Raw genomic sequence first — 21,010 nt, 5'->3', positions numbered from 1 at the left:
TTATAAACCCCAGGTATATGTAGCAACAGCGCCGGGGTTTAATGATGATGATATTGCCTTTTCACCATACATTATATTGAAGGCTTGCGGTGCTTTATCGTCATTATAAACTATTAAAACCATTTTGCCGTCAGGATTAATAAAGGCAACATTTGGCAGGTTAGCAGGTAAATTCGATTCTATCCTTTTTGAACCGGGCCGTACAAATTTTGCGGCATGCGCAATAATGTAATATGCAGGGTTGCGGATAATATTATCGCCTGTTATAGTTATTGCTCCCAAACATTCGGTGCATCCCCCGGGTGTGTGCGGTTCCAGGTTTTGATCTGAAGCCAGGTTCCATTCAATAACATTGCGGCTCCAATTGCGCGTCGCACCTATTATTATTTCCTTAATATGGAAATTCAATTCTTCTTTAAGCTTGCCCGGTGCTCCTACCCATTGCTCGGTAAAATACAAATTCTTATCCGGGTGCGCCTTGTGCACTGTTGATAAGGCATCAATTTTACCGCCATATAAATGGAATGCAGAACCATCAACATATTTAGCGGCTTTTTTATTATCAAGTATAGAGATCGGGTAATCAGGCCTGTCGGCATTATGATCATACAGGATAATTTTTGTTTTGAGTTTCGCGGCCGCCAAAGCAGGACCAAGATCATTGGCTATAAAATCAGCCTGTTCCGGCGCTTCCATTACCATGCTTGGATTATTCTTAGGATTTAGTGGCTCATTCTGAATAGTTAAGGCATCTATCGTTATCCCTCTTGTCCGCATCCCTTTAATATACCTTATAAAGTATTGGGCATAGGTTTTATAATATTCAGACTTTAAATGACCGCCGCGGGTCTCTCCATTCGTTTTCATCCAGGCGGGTGCTGACCATGGTGATATCAATATTTTTATTTTTGGATTGATGGCCAGTATTTGTTTAAGAACCGGGATCAAATTGGTTTCATCAGCGGCCAGGCTAAACTTTTTTAATTGAGGATCAGTTTTACCTTCGGGCAGGTCATCATAAGAAAAAACATGATCGTCCAGATCCGATGAGCCAACGCTGATCCGTAAGTAACTCACTCCAATTGAGCTGCCATTAGTAGTAAATAGCTCATTCAATAATTTCGCCCTGCCACCTGTGCTCATTTTATTGATCAGCATGGCACTCCCTCCTGTTAAAGCATATCCAAAACCATCTATAGACTGATAAGCCTGAGAGCTATTAATTTTTATGGTTGGGGATTGATTGGTAACGGTACCAAATTCGACAGAAGCTTTTTGTTTAAACAATGTAGAATCGGATGGATCAGTAAGCCAAAACTGCACCTTTTTACTTTTTAACCCGGTTTTATTGCCTGTATGATGTACTGCCTGTTGGCCAAAAGCATTATTCAATATAAACACTGACAATAAAAGGGCAAAAGCATTCTTATAAAGAGTTGACATGATTTTAATTTTATTATGATTACAATAATTGGCTGGCTAATATAACTAAAACGGCAATTTGAAATCATCTCGTTGCCGTTTTAATATTTTCTAAATAATCACAGTTAATTAATAACCTGGATTTTGAGTAAGGTTACCATCTAACTGAATTTCATTTAATGGTACCGGGAACAGCAATTTGTTTTGATTTATACCATAGTTAAGTGGCTTTCCAAAAGGGTCAACCTGGCTTTTCATCAAAGTAATTGTGTAATCACTGCCGTATCTTAACAAATCGTTCCAGCGCTGGCCTTCAAAAGCTAATTCCATGCGCCTTTCATTTAGTATGGCCAAGCCTACATCAGCTTTTGACGTTGCAGTTATGCCGGGTAGCTTTACCCTCGCCCTTATCTGGTTAACCAAAGGTATAGCCGCAGGGGTTTGGTTTAACTGGTTTAGGGCTTCGGCCTTTAACAGAATGATATCGGCTAAACGCAGCAATATGGTATTATCCGTACCGCCGCCAAACTGTGATATATTAGTTTTCCATTTATATAAAAATGGAACAGTAGGCGATTTATTAGTATATGGTGCCGGGATCGGGTCGCCTGCTGCCAGGCCATCTGCACTAACAGCAGCTGTATAAATAGAGGAACTTAAACGGATGTTATCATTCTGGCTTTTGTACAATGCTACCAAGTCATTTGTTGGCAAATTAAACTTTTTGAAAGAATAGGTACCAAAAATAGCAGGCAGGTATAATGACACATTATAGGTAGTAAACCCGCTGGCTGACGAATGCTGAATTTCAAAAATTGATTCAGTTGTGTTTTTTGTTCCGTCAAACAGTGTTTTGTAGTCGGGCACCAGAGAATAAGGTCCGCTAATCACCTTGTTGCAATAATCTAAACATTGCTGATATTTACCTTCCTGTGCATAAACCTTAGCTAACAGGGCTTGTACAGCGCCTTTTGTTACACGCCCGACATTTGGAAATGAGGCAGGTAAAACACTTTCGCCGTCAAGCAGGTCTTTTTCAATTTGCGCATAAATTTCTGTTGCTGCGGTACGTGATGGTGTAGGCTGAAATTTACCTGCTATAGTTGATGTAACCAGCGGCACAGCGCCATAAGAAGTAACCAGCTGAAAATATGATAACGCCCTTATAAACTTGGCTTCCGATATAATTTCCTGCTGCCTGTTCCCGCTAAAAGATGCAGCCGGAATTTGCGGCACTTTATCAATTACGGTGTTAGCAGCATAAATATCCTGGTAAGGGCCTTGCCAATCCCGTGTAATATTACCGTTAAGCGGTGTAGTTGTAAAATTATCAACGCCAAAGTTATCCGGGTTGTCCCCACCGGCATAGCAGTTATCTGCACGCGCATCGCCATTGGTTGTGTAATCCCATACCCAGTATTGGTCTGTTAAAAATGCCTGTTGGTATGCACCAACTAATCCGCCTTCAGCATCGCTGGCCGTTTTGTAATAATTACCTACTGTACCCTGCGATATGGGTAGCTTATTCAAAAAATCTTTTTTACACGATACTAATCCAGCAGCCATAGCAGCAATGGTTAGTATATATATCTTGTTATTCATCTCTTTAATTTTAAGTTGTTAAAAGGATACGTTTATACCTGCTGTATAAATTTTAGTTTGCGGATACGTACCATAATCAATACCAATAGCTGTAGAACTTGGCGAACCAAGTGTGCTACCGCTTTGTGAGCTGCTGCTAAATGCATTCACTTCGGGATAGTATCCTTTGTATTTAGTAATTGTTACCAGGTTTTGAGCCGTTGCATAAACCCGAAGCTTGATACCCTGCTTATCAAAAAAAGCATTTTTAACATTGTAGCTTAATGATAAAGATTTAAGCCTCACAAACGCGCCATTCTCAATAAAACGCGATGATGGTAATATAGTTGATACACCTGCACTATTAGTACCGCCATAAACTGCAGCCGGTACATTGGTTATATCACCCGGATTTCTCCACCTATTTAAAACAGCGGTGCTTGCATTACCTGATAAGTACATGCCTTCTGTTTCAACCCGGGTAGCATCAAACACTTTATTGCCTGTTACTGCGTCAATTAAAAAGTCAAGGCTTAAGTTTTTATAGGTTACAGTGTTGGTAAACCCATAAACTGCTTTTGGCAAGCCGCTTCCTAATGATGTTTGATCGGTGGTAGCCGGTGTTGCAGTGGTTCCGCCACTTGCTGTTTTGTACAAGGCATTACCTGTTGCCGGATCAACACCTGCGTATTGATAGCCATAAAATGACCCCAAAGGAAGACCATTTTTAACTATAGTCAGGTTTGTAGCATTCCCGCTACCGCCAAATGCAATGCCGCCAAATTGAAATACCTGGTCGACTTTATTGCCGTTGTTATCCAATACCTGTGGGATGCCATTAACAATATTCTTGTTAAACGAAGCATTTACGGTTGCAGTCCATGAAAAATTTGTTCCGGTTAAAATTCTGCCGGTTAATGATAATTCAAGCCCTTTATTTGAAACATAGCCGGGCAGGTTGTACGCTCCCTGGTTTGCACTACCTGATACCGCGGTATTAAATGTAACCGGGAAAATAAAATCGGTAGTTTTTTTACTGTAATAATCAGCGCTTAAGCTCAGCCTGTCATTCAAAACTGATAAGTCAAAACCTAAGTTTATCCCCTTTGTTGTTTCCCATTTCAAATTGGGATTACCTAAAGGGTTTGCCGGAGCATAGCCCGAGTTGCTGTTTCCTCCAAACAAATAAGCTGCAGGGTTTAATGCACTATAGCTATTGTATAATGTTTGCGGCAGGTTACCCACTTCACCGAAACCAGCCCTTATTTTCAAATCATAAATAAACTGGTTATCCTTCAAAAAGTCTTCTCTCGAAATACGCCATGCACCTGATACAGTTGGAAAATAGCCCCATTGATTATTTATACCTGATCTTGATGAGCCGTCGGCCCTTATTGAGGCTGCCAAAAGGTATTTATCTTCAAAAGCATAGTTTACACGTCCAAAATATGATTGCACGGTGTAATCAGTTTTAAAAGTGGAGATAGCTTTGTTTGCGCTTGCCGCATTTAAGGTAGTAACACCCGCCGGGAAACCCGTACCATACAGGTAACTATCGGTATATTTTTCTTCAATTGTCGAAGTACCTGCTACTACCGCAATATTATGTTTTTTATTAATTACCGTTGACCAGTTTAGGGTATTGTCCCAGGTGTAGCGAAACGTTTCATTATTTTCACTGCTGCCAATCCCATTTACCTGGCTTGCACCCTGGTTGGTAAGTGGATTGGTAAAAGCATCGTTGTTATAATTGTTTAGTGCTATACCAAATTGCGAACGGTATTTAATATTAAAAGGTAGTGTTATTTCTGCATGTACATTACCCAAAAGATTATTTCTTATATAGTGATTGTCATTACTGTAAATATCATCCAATGGATTTGTCGAATTATCAGAATTTGCCTGGTACATACCGGTTGAATTGAAAATAGGAACAATTGGAGGAGTGTACAAAGCTGACAGTACTACGCCGCCATGATTGGCAGAGCTATTATCATTAACTGTGCGGCCATCGGCCCTGTTGTAAGCTATGTTTGTTCCTATTGTCAACCAGCTTTTCATTGTTTGTTCCAGGTTTAGATTGATGGAATAACGTTTAAAATTTGTACCGTTAATTATACCATTCTGGTTTATAGCGCCTAAACCTAAGTAAAATGTACCTTTGTCCGATCCTCCGGATAAACCTACATTAAGGCCTGATTGTGAAGCAGAACGATAAACTAGGTTCTGCCAGTTATTATTTGCAGTAAAGTTAGTGGGTAATGAAGGCGCCGATTGGCCTATATTGGCATATTCATCACTCATCAGGCTATTATACTGATCAGCATTCAACAAATCCAGCTTTTTAATAATTTGCTGCTTGCCGGTGTACGTGTTTATTTCAACTTTGGTTTGTCCTTTGGTTCCTTTTTTAGTTGTTATTAAAACAACACCATTGGTAGCACCTAATGAGCCATAAATACCAGCTGCTGATGCATCTTTTAGTACACTTATAGATTCAATATTATTAGGATCTAAACTTTCTGTGTTGCGTACTACTACTCCATCAATAACATAAACCGGTTCGGTTCCATTTGGAGAAGACAGCCCTCTTATCCTTACACTCAAATTCCCGCCACCCGGCGCACCTGAAGCATTAAACACCTGTACACCAGGGGCTTTGCCAGCCAACACTTCGGCAGTGTTTACAACCGGCCGCTGGCTCACATCTTTAACGCTTACCGTTGAAATGGCTGTGGTAATATCCTTTTTCTTTTGGGATCCATAACCGATTACCACTACAGATTCCAATTGCTTGACACTGGGAGTTAAGGATACATTGATCTCACTCCGTCCATTTACAAGCTCTTCTTTTGAGTCATATCCAATAAATGAATATACCAGCGTAGTGTTGGGCGGAACGGAAATGGTGTATAATCCGTTAACGTCCGAAATAGACGCATTTGTGGTGCCTTTAATTGTAACGGTAACTCCTGGTAAGGGGCTCCCCGTTTCATCCTTGATCACTCCTTTTACTGAGGTATTATTTTGCGCTAACAATATTGAACATTGAGCAAACAAAATAACTACCAGTAAAGTAATTCTTCTTTTCATAGCATTTGTCTTAAGTTTATAAATTTCCTGTGCAGGAATAGCACAGTTATTAATTGTGGGACAAAGTTATGCTCATTACAATTAATAAAGCAAGTAAAATTAAAAGTATTTTATTATAACTTATTGATATATAGACGTTTATATTAATAAATAATACGCTTTAATACCGCTGGTAAAATGGCGTTTACTCATTGATAATTAGGGCATAAATAAGGTTTATATTGTAGAAAGATATTGCAATTGATACGCATTGATACCCTTACTTATTTCAGGGTGTCAACCATAATCTTTACACTATTTAGACCGTTGCAGTAAAATGTTCCTCGTCGTAGTTTACAATAATCTTGCTCCAGCCGTCGCTTCCTGCCCCTTTTATGATTTTCTTTTTATCAGATAAAAGTTTTTTTATACGACTGCTGAACGCCCAGCAGGTGCTTTGTCTTATTGAAAGTATTTCGGAAAGCTGGTGTGATGAAATCTTTCCTTTGCTTGAATAGATAAGAAAAGTCATATAAAATGCCTTATTTATCGGGATCCTGGTGTTTTGAAATACAGTATAAGCAGTAACAGATTCCTCATAACTGCATTTGCTACATCTGCGGCTATAAGGTGCGTGCCCATGAAAATAATGCTTATTACCACATTTATGGCAGTCATAATCTTCATTCCATTTTATAGTGGACAAAAATTTGAGGCAGCTGTCGCGATCGGGATAGATCTTACTAAATTCTTCAAAGTCAACATCTGCCGACATTACCCTGGCGCGTGTAACTTTTTCAACATTGGTTAACAGGTCAATATTATCCCTTTTCAAAAGCAAGTTCATTCTTGAAATTTCGAATGTCTGTTCCTGGAGTAAAAGGTTTGTTTTATTTAATTCATTATTTTTTTGTTCGATGATGTTTGTTTTTTCTAAAAGCTCCCTGGTTCTTTCTCCAACCTGTTCTTCAAGTTTTGTATTAACTATTTCACTTAGTTCTTTATTGGCAATAAGTTGTTTTATAATTTTCTTTTGTGCCTTATTTTTCTTCTTTTTTAATAAGCGGACTTTATCTGCAAGGGCAAATGCCAAAAAGCACATTTCTAAAATAAAACATATGCTTAAGCTGTAGTAACCAATTACTCCCACATTAAGCCAGCTAATACCCAGCATCAATAAAAATTTAAGTATAAAACCTAAAAATAGAAAGCTGTATCCCAAAACAAAAAACCTTGCAGGTCTGTACCCTTTTTTGAGTATAATTATCCCGGTATAAAAAGCAATTATCAACGGGATGAATTCAATCAGCTTATAATTAAATAATTGTTTATCAAAAATGAAGCAAATAAAAAAAAATGCTATCCTGGTTATAATTACTCCATTAATGAGCCGGTATAATTTAGGCGCCTTACTTTTTACGTGTAACAGGCTGCTTGTAAATAATAAGGTAAACACACTTAAACAGCAAAGAGCCACGGCAAAAGCATACTCGTTCCAGTATGGCGAATTTGGCCATATGTATTGATAGGCAATACCATCTGTACACAACTCATAAAAACCTACGCTTAAATTGTACAATACGTAATATAAATATTGACGTTGCCTTACAGCCACAAAAATCAGCAGATTGTAAAATGCAAATATCAGCAGCATTCCATAAAATAAACCAAAAAGCAAATACTCATTTAAAGCGTATTGAATAAACCAGCTAACAGAGCGTAATACTAAAATAACATCAGCTGTTCGTTGTGATTTTATCCGGAAGTAATAAGTATACTCTTTACCCGGGTTGATGGTTAAATTGATCTCGAAGTTTTTATGATGAAACTGCCTGTTTTTAAATTTATATAGCGCACCGAATTGTGCGGATTGATAGGTGCCATTTTCTTGCGGCAGCCAGGCCGTTATATCATCTATGGTTTGATCAAAAAACTCAATTATCCATCTCTTGTGTGATTTTACGGTGTCTTTAATAGTCACCTTATACCAGTATGCCGACTTAATATTAAAATTTTGCGGAGTACTTGTACTGCTCTGAATAAACTTAACCGAGTATTGAGGCGAGCTTACCTGGTTAAAAGTCAATTTCCCTGCCGGGTCTTCAAGGCAGGTAATTTCGCCATACGAAAAAATGTGCTGATCAACTCTATCATCTATTTTAACAACGTCCTGAGCCTTAACGTTCAGGCTGAGCATTAACAAGATCAATAAAGTATAATTATGCTTTTGAATAAATGGGAACTTGAAAAAGAGTAATAATTTATACATGTGAGTAAACAACAATTTCTCAACAATATTACAAGGTTAGAGCGGGCAAATATAATGGGTTACGAAGCACTTATGCAGCTAGTAAATGTATAATCTACGTTACATATTCATCCGATTTTTAATTTTCACAGACAATTTATATCGGCAGTCAATAACATATATTGTCATAAGTTTGTTACATCAATTTTGTTTTTATTATTTTTACTTATTACTTAAGTGCTAAAATTCACAAAAGTTAAAAAGCTGAAGAATTAATTGAACAAATACACCGCTTATTACGTTAAGAGGACAAGTAAATTTTTTTCCTGATAAATTATGGGATTTGCTTTAAACTAATCATATCGCCGGGAAAATAATCATTATCGTTTAACCAGTTAATGAATATGGAAAATTAAAACTCATTAAACTATATGAGGAGTTGTTTACTTGTTCTCGCCTTTCTTTTATTATCAGTAACCGGGTATAGTCAGTGTACACTTAGCGTTACTATATCACCGTCAAGTACAAGCATTTGTTCGGGCAATAAGGTATCATTAACAGCTGGTCCATCCGGTGGTACCGGACCTTATAGTTACACATGGAGCACCGGTGAAACTTCACAATCAATAAATGTAAATAAAGAAGGTACTTACACCGTAATCGTAGGTGACAAAACACCTGGTTGCCAGCCAGTGCCAAAAAGTATAAATATCATTACTGCTGCTACGCCTGATGCACCAACCACGACAGGAGCTCAATTAGTTTGTACAAATACCAGTGCTACGCTGCATGCAACTGGCCCCGGTGGTTTTTATCAATGGTTTGATGCGCCCACAGGCGGCAATTTTTTAGGAAGCGGCGATACTTACGTTACCCCGGCTATTAATTCGGGGAGAACCTTTTATGTACAAACAACAGTAAACGGCTGTACAAGCTTAAGAACTGGTGTTTTTGTTAATGCAACAGGTAATCCAATTGTTACCGGGATGACAGTATGCTCAGGTAACAGCGCTATTCTAAAAGCAAGCGGCGGCACCAGCTATGAATGGTATGCTTCGCCAACAGGCGGCAGCGTACTAGGTACGGCGCCAACCTTTGCAACCCCTTTACTAACAGCTACTACAGATTTTTATGTGGTAGCAACAACTAATGGTTGTATTAGTGCCCGCACGCCTGTTACAGCCAAGGTAACCCCAGCCCCCCGACAGCCAGTTGCTCAAAACGCGTCTATCTGTATAGGTTCAACAGCAACCTTACATGCTAATCCAGGACCGGGTATTTATTCATGGTTTGATGTTCCAAGCGGCGGAACGCCGCTTATTTTAAGCCCTGATTATACAACCCCACCATTAACACAATCAAAAATTTACTATGTTCAAAACTCTATTAATAGTTGTGAAAGTGCCCGGACTGCAGTAACAGTTACTGTAAATCCAATCCCCCAGGTTCCGGGAGATCAGGTTATAACAACTTGCAGCGGCAGTTCAATTTTATTATCCGCTTCGGTTGCCCCATCCGGAACATATCAATGGTACAATACCCCTGTGGGTGGCCAGTCCATCGCAATGGGTGTTACTTATCAAACTCCTGTATTAAACAGCTCGACTACTTATTATGTGTTGGCTACTAATGGTGGTTGCTCAAGTAGCCGTTCCGCAGTAAACGTTGTTATAACCCCGCCACCTGCAGCTCCGTCAGTTTCCGGAACAATTATTTGCAACGGCTCCTCAACAATACTAACAGCAACAGGGCCGGGAGGCACTTATGAGTGGTATAGCACAGCAACCGGCGGCATACCGTTATATACAGGGCCAAGCTTTACAACACCTGTATTAACAGCCACAACCCAATACTTTGTACAAACAACTTTGTCTGGCTGTACCAGTGCCCGTAAAGCGGTAACTGTTACTGTAAATGCTGTGATTCCTCCCCCAATAGCTAATAATACAAGTACCTGTTCAGGCAGCTCAGCATCGCTGGCTGCTACCGGCGGAAGCGGCACTTATGAGTGGTATAGTACTCCAACCGGGGGCACACCATTATTATCAGGTCAGGCTTATACAACGCCTGTATTAACCACTACAACCACATATTATGTGCAAATTACGACGGCAAGTGGCTGTTCCAGTGCCCGCAAAGCGGTAACGGTTACAGTAAACCCTGTCCCGGTACAGCCCACTGTAAGCGGCACAACTACCATTTGCTCTGGTTCAACGGCAAGTTTAACTGCAAGTGCCGCCGCCGGCACCGTCCAATGGTATGATGCTGCATCGGGCGGTAACCTGCTTAAAAGCGGCACCAGCTATACTACACCGGCATTAACAGCCAATACAACCTATTATGTGCAAAATACCACGGGCCAGTGTACCACTGCCCGTACCCTGGTAACAATAACCATAAATTCACCTGTTACACCACAGTTTCAATATCCGGCCGGTTCGGTTTGTACTTCAGCCCCAACAAACCCTATCCCCACACTAAACAATCCGGCAGGCGGAACATTCAGCGTTTCGCCTGCAGGGATGACTATTGACCCGACAACGGGCGAAATTAATCTTAGTACCAGCACTGCAGGAACTTATACCATCACATTTACAGGCAATGGAGCCTGTGATGTGCCATCAAGTATACAATTTAAAATCTTTACAAATGCAGTTTCAACTTTTAGTTACAATCCCGTTTACTGCCAGGATGAACCTAATCCGCTGCCTTCTTTCGGTGCCGGCGCAAGTGGCGGCACTTTTAGCGCCACGCCTGCAGGTTTGGCTATAAATACAAGTACGGGTGAAATTGACCTTAAGAAGAGTACACCCAATATATTATATACTATTAAAAATGACATTGCAGCAAGTGGAGGCTGTAGTTCAAGCACTTCAACAACAACAGTAAAAATTGATCAGTCGGTTATCATTAGCGCAGGGGCGAATCAAACGGTGTCTGCCGGAAGTTTAGTTCAATTAAGCGGAAGTGTAAGCACTAATGCAACAGCCCAATGGTCAGGCGGAACAGGGAAGTTTTCTAATAGTAGCATTCCTAATCCGGTCTATACACCTGGTGCCGGTGAAACCTCGGCCATACTAACCTATACTTCAAATGCCCCTTCAGGGTCGTGCGGGCCAAAGTCTGATAAGGTTACTATTACTTTTAAAAACACGCTCGCCAAGCCAACTGTTACCGGTAATACAACCTGTTTAGGCAGCAGTGCAAATTTATCAGCAATAGCGCCGGGAGGAACATATAGGTGGTATGACTCGCCATCTGCCGGGACACTTTTATTTACCGGGGCCAATTTTGCAACACCGCCGATTTTGGCAAATACTACTTATTATGTTGAAGCTGTAAATAGTATTGGTATTGCCAGCCCGCGTACAACTGTATTGGTTACTGTAAATAGTGTACCCAATGCACCAGTTGTTCCAACCACCCCTGTTTGCGCTGGCAATAATATAACGCTTACCCCTACCGATCTGATTGGAAATTTTGAATGGTACGATGCTGCAACCGCCGGTAACCTTTTATCAAGAAAAAGCACCTATTCAACCCCGCCATTACATGCCAATCAATCATACTGGGTTCGTAAAACAGTGAATGGCTGTGTAAGCCCAATGACTCAGGTTGATGTTTCGGTTTCGGCGTTGCCGGGTGTAACAAGCTCATTAACTGATGCGGTTTGCAGTGGAAATGTGTTAAACTATACTATAAAATCCAACATGCCAACAGCAACATTTTTATGGAGCCGTGCCCAGGTAGCTGGTATCAGTAATCTAGCATTAAACAATCAAACATCTTCAACAATTAATGAAACCTTAATTAATACAGGTAGCGCAGCCGTTAATGTTAAATATGTTATTACCCCGATAAATAATAGCTGCCCCGGTACAAGTGTTAACTATGTAGTTACGGTATACCCTATTCCTGTAGTTATCAGCTCAAATAGCCCTCCGGCAATTTGTAATCAAACTTCTCCTAATTATGTAATCAAGTTTAATACAACAGCAGATTTTGAATGGAGCCGTGCAGCCGTGCCCGGAATTGAAAACACAACTGTTACAGGGCAAACTACAGGTACCATAAGAGAATTTTTATTTAATAACACAAATGAGCCTATTGCTGTAAGTTATCTCATTACTTCCAAAACGAATACGTGTGCAGGTGCGCCATTCAAAGTAACAGTCACAGTAAATCCATCTGTGCATATAACCAGCTCACAAACCGGGATAGCATGCAGCGGTGAGCCTCAAAACTATGCTATAACTTCAAACTTAGTGTCTACAACCTATATTTGGAGCCGTGCCGCGGTACCTGATATCAGCACCCCGGCAGTAATCAACCAAACATCATCAACAATTACTGAAACTTTAACAAATACAGGTACTATAGCCACACATGTTGTTTATATAATTACTCCCCTTGCTAATAGTTGCCCCGGGCCTAAATTTTTTTATGTTGTAATTGTTAAACCTCAACCTGCAAAGCCGGTAGCTAACAGCAACTCCCCTATATGTGTGGGTAGTACAATACAATTACGTACTCCTGATGTTGCTGATGCAATTTTTTCATGGACCGGCCCTAACGGATATACTTCATCAATGCAAAATCCCGATATTACCAACGTTACAATGGCCAATTTAGGTACCTACAGCTTATATGTTACTGTTAATGGCTGTCCTAGCCCGGTTGCTACGGTTAAAGTGGACGTAAGAGAGCCGCCTACTGCCTTTGCAGGGCAAGCCCGAACTGTTTGTATTGCTGATCCTGATATTCCACTTAGTGGCAGTATCGGCGGTGGTACTAATACAGGTATTTGGACTACCAACGGATCAGGAACGTTTTCTCCTTCAATTAATTATCCTTTAGCGCAAAAATATATTCCTACTGCACAGGACAAAGCCGCAGGCCAGGTTGTGCTCATATTAACTTCAACAAGCGATGACGACTGCAAAATTGCAATAGCGTCAGTAACCATAAAATTCGGTCCGCAATCTGTTGTAATGGCAGGGCCGGATCAAATTGTATGTTCACAAACAAGTGGTGTGCAGTTGGACGGGAAAATAATAATAGCAGGCGGCGGCCTCTGGAGCACATCAGGAACAGGAACTTTCAGTCCGTCTGCAACTCAAGTAAATGCTGCTTATGTACCAAGCAAAGCCGATGTTTTAGCCGGTTCCGTTAATTTAATTTTACTTGCAACTAATGCAGGGCCTTGTGATATATCAAAGGATACAATGAATGTAAGTTTCATACCACCTCCAACAGTAAATGCCGGAGGAACGAGGTATGTACTAAGAAACAGAACCATCACTTTAAATCCAACTGTAAGCGATGATAATGTGCAATATTTATGGACACCCAACCTGGATATAAATGATAACAAAGTAAAAAATCCGGTAATAACCGGGATTGTTGATCGTACTTATACATTGCAGGTTACTGACATTCGCGGATGTATAAGTAAAGATACAGCTCAGATAAAAGTATCTCCGGAAATAGTAGTTCCTAATACCTTCACACCTAATGCAGATGGTGTTAATGATCTATGGAACATCAGGGGGTTAATTGCTTATACGGAAGCTACAGTTAATATTTTCACAAGGTATGGCCAAAAAGTATTCCACTCCATAGGTTATGATAAGCCATGGGATGGTGTATTTAACGGTAAACAATTGCCTGTAGGCGTTTATTATTATGTAATTGACACTAAACTTTATAACCAGATTTTATCCGGCAGCCTTACGCTTATAAGGTAAAGTAATATAGAATCCGGTTTCATTTTAACATTCAATCGCCTTTATATAGTTGAATGCGTGATAAATAAAACAAGCTTCTAATTTTTTTTAAGTACATGATTAAGAGGCGTATTATTCACATCTTTACGATGCATCTACTACAGTGTCGGTATCATCACCAGTTATGTGTATGCCTTCTTTGGCTGGATTAATTTCACTTGAATATCCAAACAGGCGCCTGTCTTTTATCATTGTGGCTACCTCTGATGGTACATATTCTTCCCATCCGGTTACACCTTGTTTTATGAGGTGCAATACTTTATCGGTTTGCACATTAAGATTATTCTCGTTATAATGCCTGATGTCTTCTATTTTATTATTAGCTATAAGGTAACGATACAGGTCTATAAGATGGGCCGGCGGATGAAACCTGAGGCAATTCCAGATCACCCCATCGCGCAAAGTAGGATAAATGAACAGCTTTACCTTACGGCTGAACAATGTAGCGAATGACTCCAAAATACCACCCGGAAGATCTTTATAATGCTCTTCAGAGAAAATATACTCCAGGTTAGGATAACCCAAAACCACGCCCATCTTCAACTTGGTTATCTTTGACAGGTAAGCTATCAATTTATAATACTCATGAAAATTAGAGATCAGCACTGTTTGCCCAAGTGAACACAGAATGTCAACACGGTCAAGGAAATCCTTTTCATCAATTTCAGCGGTTTTGTCGGCGTTCCTTTCTTTTAACGATTGTAAAGTAAGTTCTGTAACAACCATAACATTAGTTTTGTCTACATCAGGCTCTTGCATAAATTGCTTAACCCCTGTGTTGAGCATATCTAAATGCACATTGATAATAGGACGGAAACGCCCGCGGATCACTACAATATGTTTTTTATACAAAACTTCAGAGGGCTGAAGATTTTTCCCGTTGGGGCTAAATAAAGCCGCATCCGAAAAACCATATTTAACCAGGTGCAAACTCATCAACCGGTTATCCACTTTGCTAAAGTCAGGTCCTTCAAAACGGATCATATCTATTTGAATACGGTCTTTGGACAAGTTATCCATCAGTGAAATCAAAAAAACCGGCGGGTTGGCATGATAATAAAAACACGCATAAATTAGGTTCACGCCTAAGATACCCACCGCTTGTTGCTGCAAATTATTATCGTTATCTAATAATTTAACATGAATCACTACATCATGAAGCACCCCGTTGGGCTCTAACTGAAAACGTACCCCCATCCAGCCATGCCCTTCATTTGTTTTGTGATAATTAAGAGCTGAGAATGTACCTGAAAAAGCAAAGAAAGTTGTTGTATTACCACGCTGTTCAGCCAGGCGTTCTATCAGCAAGCCATACTCATGGTCCAGCATTGATATCAGGCGATGCTCGCTTACATAACGACGGCCAGGTTGGACACCATAAATAGCATCAGAAAAGGTCATGTCATAAGCCGACATTGTTTTAGCGATAGTACCCGATGAAGCGCCTGCCTTAAAAAAGTTAGCTGCTACATCCTGCCCTGCACCAATTTCGGCGAATGAGCCATAAATTTCAGGGTCAAGATTAATGGCAAGTGCTTTTTGTTTTGTTCCAATATACTTATTGTGAATGGTATTCATGCACTTAATTATTTATAGTTTATGCAGCCATTATTATGATCTGATAAGACGGTTTAAAAATACGAATTTTTAGATTATGAGCTGAACAGCCTGAAAAGTAAATTGGATAACAGTTCGCTCTAAAACTAATTGAAGAGATGAAAGATTGCCAACTTGCAAAACCGATCAACTTCCCGTATTGATTGTCCACAACAAGACAAACCTTTCATTAGTAATCTTGAATTATTCGCGCCGTTGATGTTCGGGCATATCGCATCCTGATGGATATTTTACATACTGATAAGTTCCGGCACACAAAAGAAAAAGCTGTTAGCTAACCAGCCCATGTTACTAAAATCAACATGGGCAAAAAAAATACCGCAGAATTCTTCGAAAATATTGCGTAACTATTTTACATGTTATAAAAAAACTGCTCGGCAACAATTTTTCCGTCCTTCACTTCATAAACAGCAATCTCTTGCATCGGCATTCTTCCGCCCTCTTTATAAGTAACATCCATGTACATCGAAACAGTAAAAAAATCACCACTTATAATAGGCTCTGAAACTTCACCACTATGAATTTCTTCAACCGTACTATACCAGTACTGATTTTTCCCTATTACAGCTTCTTTACCTTCTGTACGTTCCATAGGCGAGCCTTTAGCTTCAAGGCTTACAATATTATCAGCATACAATTCATTTATAGCATCCATGTTTTTACCTTCACGGCAAAATTGCACCAGTTTTCCGGCTACATCTTGTGTATTCATAATTTCCAGGTTTTTAATTTATTAAAGCTAAATATTAATAATAGGACTTTGCCTGATATTTGTTTTAAGTTTCTGTTAAATTATCACTGGTTTACTTGTAACCCGGGATCTGAACGCAGATTTCAACTCCATGATTAAATTCAACAAGGCTCGAACGTTGATAAGAATAACATGGTTGATATTGAATTTGGAGAAAGGTTAATTATCCCTTTGCTGTCAACAGCAAGGCCCGATATTTTCATACCAGGCTTTTTGTTCGATTCTAAATGTAGCGTCAGCAGCAAATTATTTGAAACATTTATGGCCTCCTGATGATTGTAGAACATTAACTTTCAACCCAACCTTGAGATTCTTATCGGTTTTTTATAATTTGGCCCGATTTCCATAAAAAAATGCATCCGCTCGTACATCACATTCAAAAAATGACTTCCAGTTCTGAGATAGCTGGTGACGCTATATTATCATTTTTTGAAACGATGACATTTAAGAAAAAGGCCATTTTACAGGAAGAAGACAAGCGTTGTTTGTCGTATTTTTTTGTGGTGAAAGGGTGCCTTCGTTTGTTCTTTACAGAACATAACGGTGTGGAACAAACACAGCAATTTGCGTTAGAAAACTGGTGGATGACAGATTTGAATGCTTTTCGATCCGGACGGAAATCAGCCTATACGATCCAGGCGTTGGAGGCAACAGAGGTATTGACCATTACTGCCCCGAACTATGAATTGATCTTGGCAGAATTCCCGGTCATGGAAAAGTATTTCCGGATAGTATATGAGCGGGCCTATGCAGCGTCATTGCTTCGCATCCAGATGATTTCGAGAATGCCCAAGCCTGAATTTTATGAACTGTTTCAATCAAAGTACCCGGAATTTCTTCAACGGATCCCGCAGAAAGTATTGGCATCCTTTTTGGGCTTCACACCTGAATACCTGAGCGAATTGCGAAAAAACCTGGTAAAAGGGAAAAATAATTTATGACCGGACAATTATATCGACACATTCAAAAACTCGTTCCCGATTTTAGCATCGGGCAGGAGAAAATAGCCCTGTTCCTCCAAACCAAACCAGTAAAAAAGGAGGAGTTATTATTGAGAGAAAAGGAAATTTGTGACACGATTTATTTCGTTAATAAGGGTTGCCTGTACCTGTTTTATGAAAATAACGAAGAAAAACAGGTCGTACACTTTGCATTGGAAAACTGGTGGATAACCGACTATAAGACTTTTCCCGATGGTAAACCCGCTGTTTATTCGATTGCTGCGATGGAAGATTCGGAAATTATCTGTATTAGCAGGAAAAACTATGAAACACTTCTGTCAGCGTTTCCCCTACTGGCTTTGTATTTCAATAAAATTCATGAGCGGGCTTATGGCGCGGCCTTATTTAAACAAAAGACATTTGCTACCGTATCTAAAAAAGATTTCTATTGCCATTTCAGAAATACTTATCCTGAATTGATCCAAAGAATTCCCGATCCTGTTTTTGCCGCCTACATGGGGGTTTCATTGGAAATTTTAAAGACTTATCAGGACGTGTATATTTCTTAAACCAGCTTAAGTTTTTCCGGACAGGCTATATTCATCTTTGTATTATATAATTAACCTTAAATATTACAGATTATGAAAATAGTTGTTATCGGCGGTACCGGCCTTATAGGTAGCCAAGTGGTAAATCAATTGCAGGACTCAGGACACGAGGTGATTGCCGCTTCACCCAACAACGGTGTAAATACCCTTACCGGCGAAGGTTTAACTGAAGTGCTGCAGGGCGCTCATGTAGTGGTGGATGTGTCCAACTCACCATCTTTTGAAGATAATGCTGTGATGAACTTCTTTAAAACCGCTAACGAAAATCTGTTACCTGCAGAAAAGGTGGCAGGCGTGCAGCATCATGTTGCTTTATCGGTAGTAGGTACTCAAAAACTACAGGCCAGCGGTTATTTCCGTGCGAAACAAGTGCAGGAAGAATTGATCAGGGCATCAGGGATTCCTTATACCATTGTTCATGCAACACAGTTCTTTGAGTTTGCCGGAGGTATCGTTCAGATGAGTATGGACAATGGAAAAGTAATAGTACCAGCGGCAAACATTCAACCGATCGCGAGCAAAGACGTTGCATCTTTTATGGCTGAAAAGGCGTTGGAGAAACCTGTCAATAAAACTCTGGAAATAGGCGGGCCTGAAAAATTCGACATAGCAGCATGGATGAAACAATACTTACAGGCAACTCATCAAAACTACGAGGTAGCAGCTGATACAAATGCCCTTTATTCAGGAGCACCACTTACCGTTGATACTTTAGTGCCGGAGACTGCTGTTTTCCTGGGTAAAACCCATTACGCGGATTGGATCTCGAAACCTGAAAATCAACGATAAGGGCGCCGGTTAAATTCCCGGGAGTAATATTTTACGGAAAATTTGATATACCGCGCTGCTGTAAGCGTAGTGAAGTGATGCATAAAAATCAGCTGCCTTGATTCAGGGTGGCTGTTTTCAATAATTTATCTGACGTGCCGTTGTTATACCCAGAACCGGGGTTGAACCGCTAAATACAGGAAAATCAACAACAGCGGTTAAATATCGCGTAAAGAGCCATCGCCCGCGGTATGCGCATTTTTTTTCCCTGTTAGTGTAACTCCCGCACTTGCAACAATTACCAATGCCACCGCAAGCCATTCGTGAAAAGACAGGTATTCATGCAGGAAAAGGAGACCGGAAAACGCCGCTACCGCGGGTTCCAGACTCATTAAAATACTAAACGTTTTTGCAGGAATTTTCCGCAGCGCATGCATCTCAAGGGTAAAAGGGATGGCGCTTGAAAGCAGAGCCAGCGCAAGTCCTGGCAGCAGCATCACAGGTTTGAGGTGGACAAATAACCCATTGCCTATAGCTATTGGCAACACCAGGATAGATGCAAAAATCATCCCGATAGTAACGGCTTTTCCTCCGTCCATTATTTGAGATATGTGCCCGCCGAGTAAAATATATGCTGCCCAGAGTGCGCCTGCAAGCAAGGCAAGAAGTACACCAACGATATCTAAACCTTTATTGCTCCATGGTGCAATCAGTGCGATGCCTGTGGCTGCAAGCAGGACCCATAAAAAGTCTATTATGCGCTTTGAACCGGTCAGGGCGAGCGCCAGGGGCCCTATAAACTCAAGGGCAACACCCAAACCAAGCGGGATGCGGGCTATTGCCATGTAGAAAATGGTATTCATCGCCCCTAACGTCAAACCGTACAAAGCAACATATCTCCATTGCGCAGTTGTTAAATTTCGCAGATTGGGCCGGTTAAAAATTACCAGGATGATGGCGGACAAAACTATTCTTAACGAAGAAGTTGCAGCCGCGCCCAGCACAGGAAACAGGCCTTTTGCAATAGCGGCGCCACCCTGGAAACTGGCTATAGCCAATAGTACCCCCAGCACCGCCGGAAATTCAATCCCTTTTTTATTCTTCATTTTAAGAATGTTTTGCTGTGGAAAATAATGATTTCGATGGTAACAGATGTCAGTTTAAAGTCAGTTCATAAAACAATATTAGATATGAATTTATGAAACGACGCTCCGGCCGTTCAAGCGTTTCGCTTAAATGCCAAAATTCAAGCGTCTTGTATAAATTGCCGCGTGATGTGCAGGGTTGAGATCCGCTAAGTGCCGGCATAAGTATAATAAGGCCTCGCAAATAAATCAGGCCGCTCTTCGTTTTCGAAACTTTCTCATGATCAGCCTGGCGATAAAATAAAGTAAAATCAACCCGGATAAAGATACTATTGTAGGGTAATATGATGGCGCACCTGTCATGGTTCCCTGCCATCCTATAAAGTAAAACTGATTATTGCGATAAACCCATGTTTCAGTATAGAACACTTCGGCAACTAATATTGATTTTAAATAAAACCTGGCCCTCCCTGTAATTATTGACAGGTTTCCATACGTTCTTATTCGCTTATCATACAAGGTGGCGGTAGCGCCTTTGAATTTTCCAAAGGTTTTCATCATTTCGGTTTTGGTTTGCATCACCCCGTCTGCATTAATCGTAACATAATCTTCACCTATCATTTTATCGGCAGAGAGCTTATCGCCATTCATCATGTTATAGAACATTTTGGCCTCCTGACCGATTAAAATCCCGGACAAGGAATCCGATGGGACAAACGATTGGCCATAAGCATTTTGCTTAAAACTAACAAAAACAATAAAGAGAATAAATAATAAGCTGCGATAATATGTGAAAAGGCCTTGCATATAATTGTAATTTAAGAATTAAATAATATACCAGTCGGAGAGCTATTTATAACAATTTTAGCAGGGATATTTAATAATATGTCTGGTATTTTTTTTTATAAAGATACGATTCTATAATAATTATAATAATATTTTCCTTCTACTCATTAACCGATCCAAAATGCCCAGCCAGGCGGGTTAGCGTTCCATTTTTTCAAGCTGACTTTCCCTAAAATAGGTTGACAAATAAACAGTGGAAAGATGAATCATAATATAAACAAGTCAGCCATCGTTTCAGAGTATTTAAAAGGTGGAGTATCTTACCGGGATTTGCAGGCCAAATAT

The 21,010-nt window shown here is 40.1% G+C and carries 12 protein-coding genes; 4 read left to right on the top strand and 8 right to left on the bottom strand.

Going from position 1 to position 21,010, the window contains the following annotated elements; all coding sequences use genetic code 11:
• From JWQ54_RS23655 to JWQ54_RS23640, 4 genes are all read right to left on the bottom strand, one after another.
• Nucleotides 1-1,443: a glycoside hydrolase family 30 beta sandwich domain-containing protein gene (locus JWQ54_RS23655; RefSeq protein ID WP_299590054.1), complete on the bottom strand. Its 1,443-nt coding sequence runs from the start codon at nt 1,441-1,443 to the stop codon at nt 1-3.
• 108 nt (nt 1,444-1,551) lie between these two features.
• Nucleotides 1,552-3,024 (bottom strand): RagB/SusD family nutrient uptake outer membrane protein, encoded by a 1,473-nt coding sequence (locus JWQ54_RS23650; RefSeq protein ID WP_299590053.1) that lies wholly within the window; start codon nt 3,022-3,024, stop codon nt 1,552-1,554.
• 18 nt (nt 3,025-3,042) lie between these two features.
• Nucleotides 3,043-6,096 (bottom strand): TonB-dependent receptor, encoded by a 3,054-nt coding sequence (locus JWQ54_RS23645; protein ID WP_299590052.1) that lies wholly within the window; start codon nt 6,094-6,096, stop codon nt 3,043-3,045.
• A gap of 298 nt (nt 6,097-6,394) precedes the next feature.
• Complete coding sequence (locus JWQ54_RS23640; RefSeq protein WP_299590050.1) at nt 6,395-8,344, bottom strand: 7TM diverse intracellular signaling domain-containing protein; 1,950 nt, start codon at nt 8,342-8,344, stop codon at nt 6,395-6,397.
• 410 nt (nt 8,345-8,754) lie between these two features.
• On the opposite strand from JWQ54_RS23640, the gene JWQ54_RS23635 reads away from it, so the two are divergent.
• Nucleotides 8,755-14,070, top strand: coding sequence for a PKD-like domain-containing protein (locus tag JWQ54_RS23635; protein ID WP_299590048.1), 5,316 nt, complete (start codon nt 8,755-8,757; stop codon nt 14,068-14,070).
• 123 nt (nt 14,071-14,193) lie between these two features.
• Here the strand turns inward: JWQ54_RS23635 and JWQ54_RS23630 are convergent, their stop codons facing one another.
• On the bottom strand, nt 14,194-15,687 hold the full coding sequence (locus JWQ54_RS23630) for a TonB-dependent receptor (RefSeq protein WP_299590047.1): 1,494 nt from the start codon (nt 15,685-15,687) through the stop codon (nt 14,194-14,196).
• 391 nt (nt 15,688-16,078) lie between these two features.
• A complete protein-coding gene (locus tag JWQ54_RS23625; protein WP_299590045.1) occupies nt 16,079-16,438 on the bottom strand; it encodes a nuclear transport factor 2 family protein in 360 nt (119 codons plus the stop codon).
• Between the two features lie 422 nt (nt 16,439-16,860).
• On the opposite strand from JWQ54_RS23625, the gene JWQ54_RS23620 reads away from it, so the two are divergent.
• The 3 genes from JWQ54_RS23620 to JWQ54_RS23610 all read left to right on the top strand — a co-directional run bounded on the left by JWQ54_RS23620 (nt 16,861) and on the right by JWQ54_RS23610 (nt 18,815).
• Nucleotides 16,861-17,418, top strand: coding sequence for a Crp/Fnr family transcriptional regulator (locus tag JWQ54_RS23620; RefSeq protein WP_299590043.1), 558 nt, complete (start codon nt 16,861-16,863; stop codon nt 17,416-17,418).
• Complete coding sequence (locus JWQ54_RS23615; protein WP_299590042.1) at nt 17,415-17,987, top strand: Crp/Fnr family transcriptional regulator; 573 nt, start codon at nt 17,415-17,417, stop codon at nt 17,985-17,987. The genes JWQ54_RS23620 and JWQ54_RS23615 overlap by 4 nt, the downstream gene beginning before the upstream one ends.
• Before the next feature lie 72 nt (nt 17,988-18,059).
• Nucleotides 18,060-18,815 (top strand): SDR family oxidoreductase, encoded by a 756-nt coding sequence (locus JWQ54_RS23610; RefSeq protein ID WP_299590041.1) that lies wholly within the window; start codon nt 18,060-18,062, stop codon nt 18,813-18,815.
• A 197-nt stretch (nt 18,816-19,012) separates the two neighbouring features.
• Here the strand turns inward: JWQ54_RS23610 and JWQ54_RS23605 are convergent, their stop codons facing one another.
• Together JWQ54_RS23605 and JWQ54_RS23600 are read right to left on the bottom strand one after the other, a co-directional pair.
• Nucleotides 19,013-19,900 carry a DMT family transporter gene (locus JWQ54_RS23605; protein ID WP_299590040.1) on the bottom strand — a complete coding sequence of 296 codons (888 nt, stop codon included), beginning with the start codon at nt 19,898-19,900 and terminating at the stop codon, nt 19,013-19,015.
• Nucleotides 19,901-20,128: 228 nt separating this feature from the next.
• Nucleotides 20,129-20,686 carry a nuclear transport factor 2 family protein gene (locus JWQ54_RS23600; RefSeq protein WP_299590038.1) on the bottom strand — a complete coding sequence of 186 codons (558 nt, stop codon included), beginning with the start codon at nt 20,684-20,686 and terminating at the stop codon, nt 20,129-20,131.
• Nucleotides 20,687-21,010: the final 324 nt, after the last annotated feature.

It is taken from the genome of Mucilaginibacter sp., assembly GCF_028288225.1.
GTDB lineage: Bacteria > Bacteroidota > Bacteroidia > Sphingobacteriales > Sphingobacteriaceae > Mucilaginibacter.
Note: the sequence above shows the minus strand (reverse complement) of the source record. Positions and strands in the feature narration are given on the sequence as shown.

Coding starts and splice junctions, on each gene's coding strand:
- JWQ54_RS23655 (WP_299590054.1), bottom strand. CDS start 1,443: ATGTCAACTCTTTATAAGAATGCTTTTGCCCTTTTATTGTCAGTGTTT.
- JWQ54_RS23650 (WP_299590053.1), bottom strand. CDS start 3,024: ATGAATAACAAGATATATATACTAACCATTGCTGCTATGGCTGCTGGA.
- JWQ54_RS23645 (WP_299590052.1), bottom strand. CDS start 6,096: ATGAAAAGAAGAATTACTTTACTGGTAGTTATTTTGTTTGCTCAATGT.
- JWQ54_RS23640 (WP_299590050.1), bottom strand. CDS start 8,344: ATGTATAAATTATTACTCTTTTTCAAGTTCCCATTTATTCAAAAGCAT.
- JWQ54_RS23635 (WP_299590048.1), top strand. CDS start 8,755: ATGAGGAGTTGTTTACTTGTTCTCGCCTTTCTTTTATTATCAGTAACC.
- JWQ54_RS23630 (WP_299590047.1), bottom strand. CDS start 15,687: ATGAATACCATTCACAATAAGTATATTGGAACAAAACAAAAAGCACTT.
- JWQ54_RS23625 (WP_299590045.1), bottom strand. CDS start 16,438: ATGAATACACAAGATGTAGCCGGAAAACTGGTGCAATTTTGCCGTGAA.
- JWQ54_RS23620 (WP_299590043.1), top strand. CDS start 16,861: ATGACTTCCAGTTCTGAGATAGCTGGTGACGCTATATTATCATTTTTT.
- JWQ54_RS23615 (WP_299590042.1), top strand. CDS start 17,415: ATGACCGGACAATTATATCGACACATTCAAAAACTCGTTCCCGATTTT.
- JWQ54_RS23610 (WP_299590041.1), top strand. CDS start 18,060: ATGAAAATAGTTGTTATCGGCGGTACCGGCCTTATAGGTAGCCAAGTG.
- JWQ54_RS23605 (WP_299590040.1), bottom strand. CDS start 19,900: ATGAAGAATAAAAAAGGGATTGAATTTCCGGCGGTGCTGGGGGTACTA.
- JWQ54_RS23600 (WP_299590038.1), bottom strand. CDS start 20,686: ATGCAAGGCCTTTTCACATATTATCGCAGCTTATTATTTATTCTCTTT.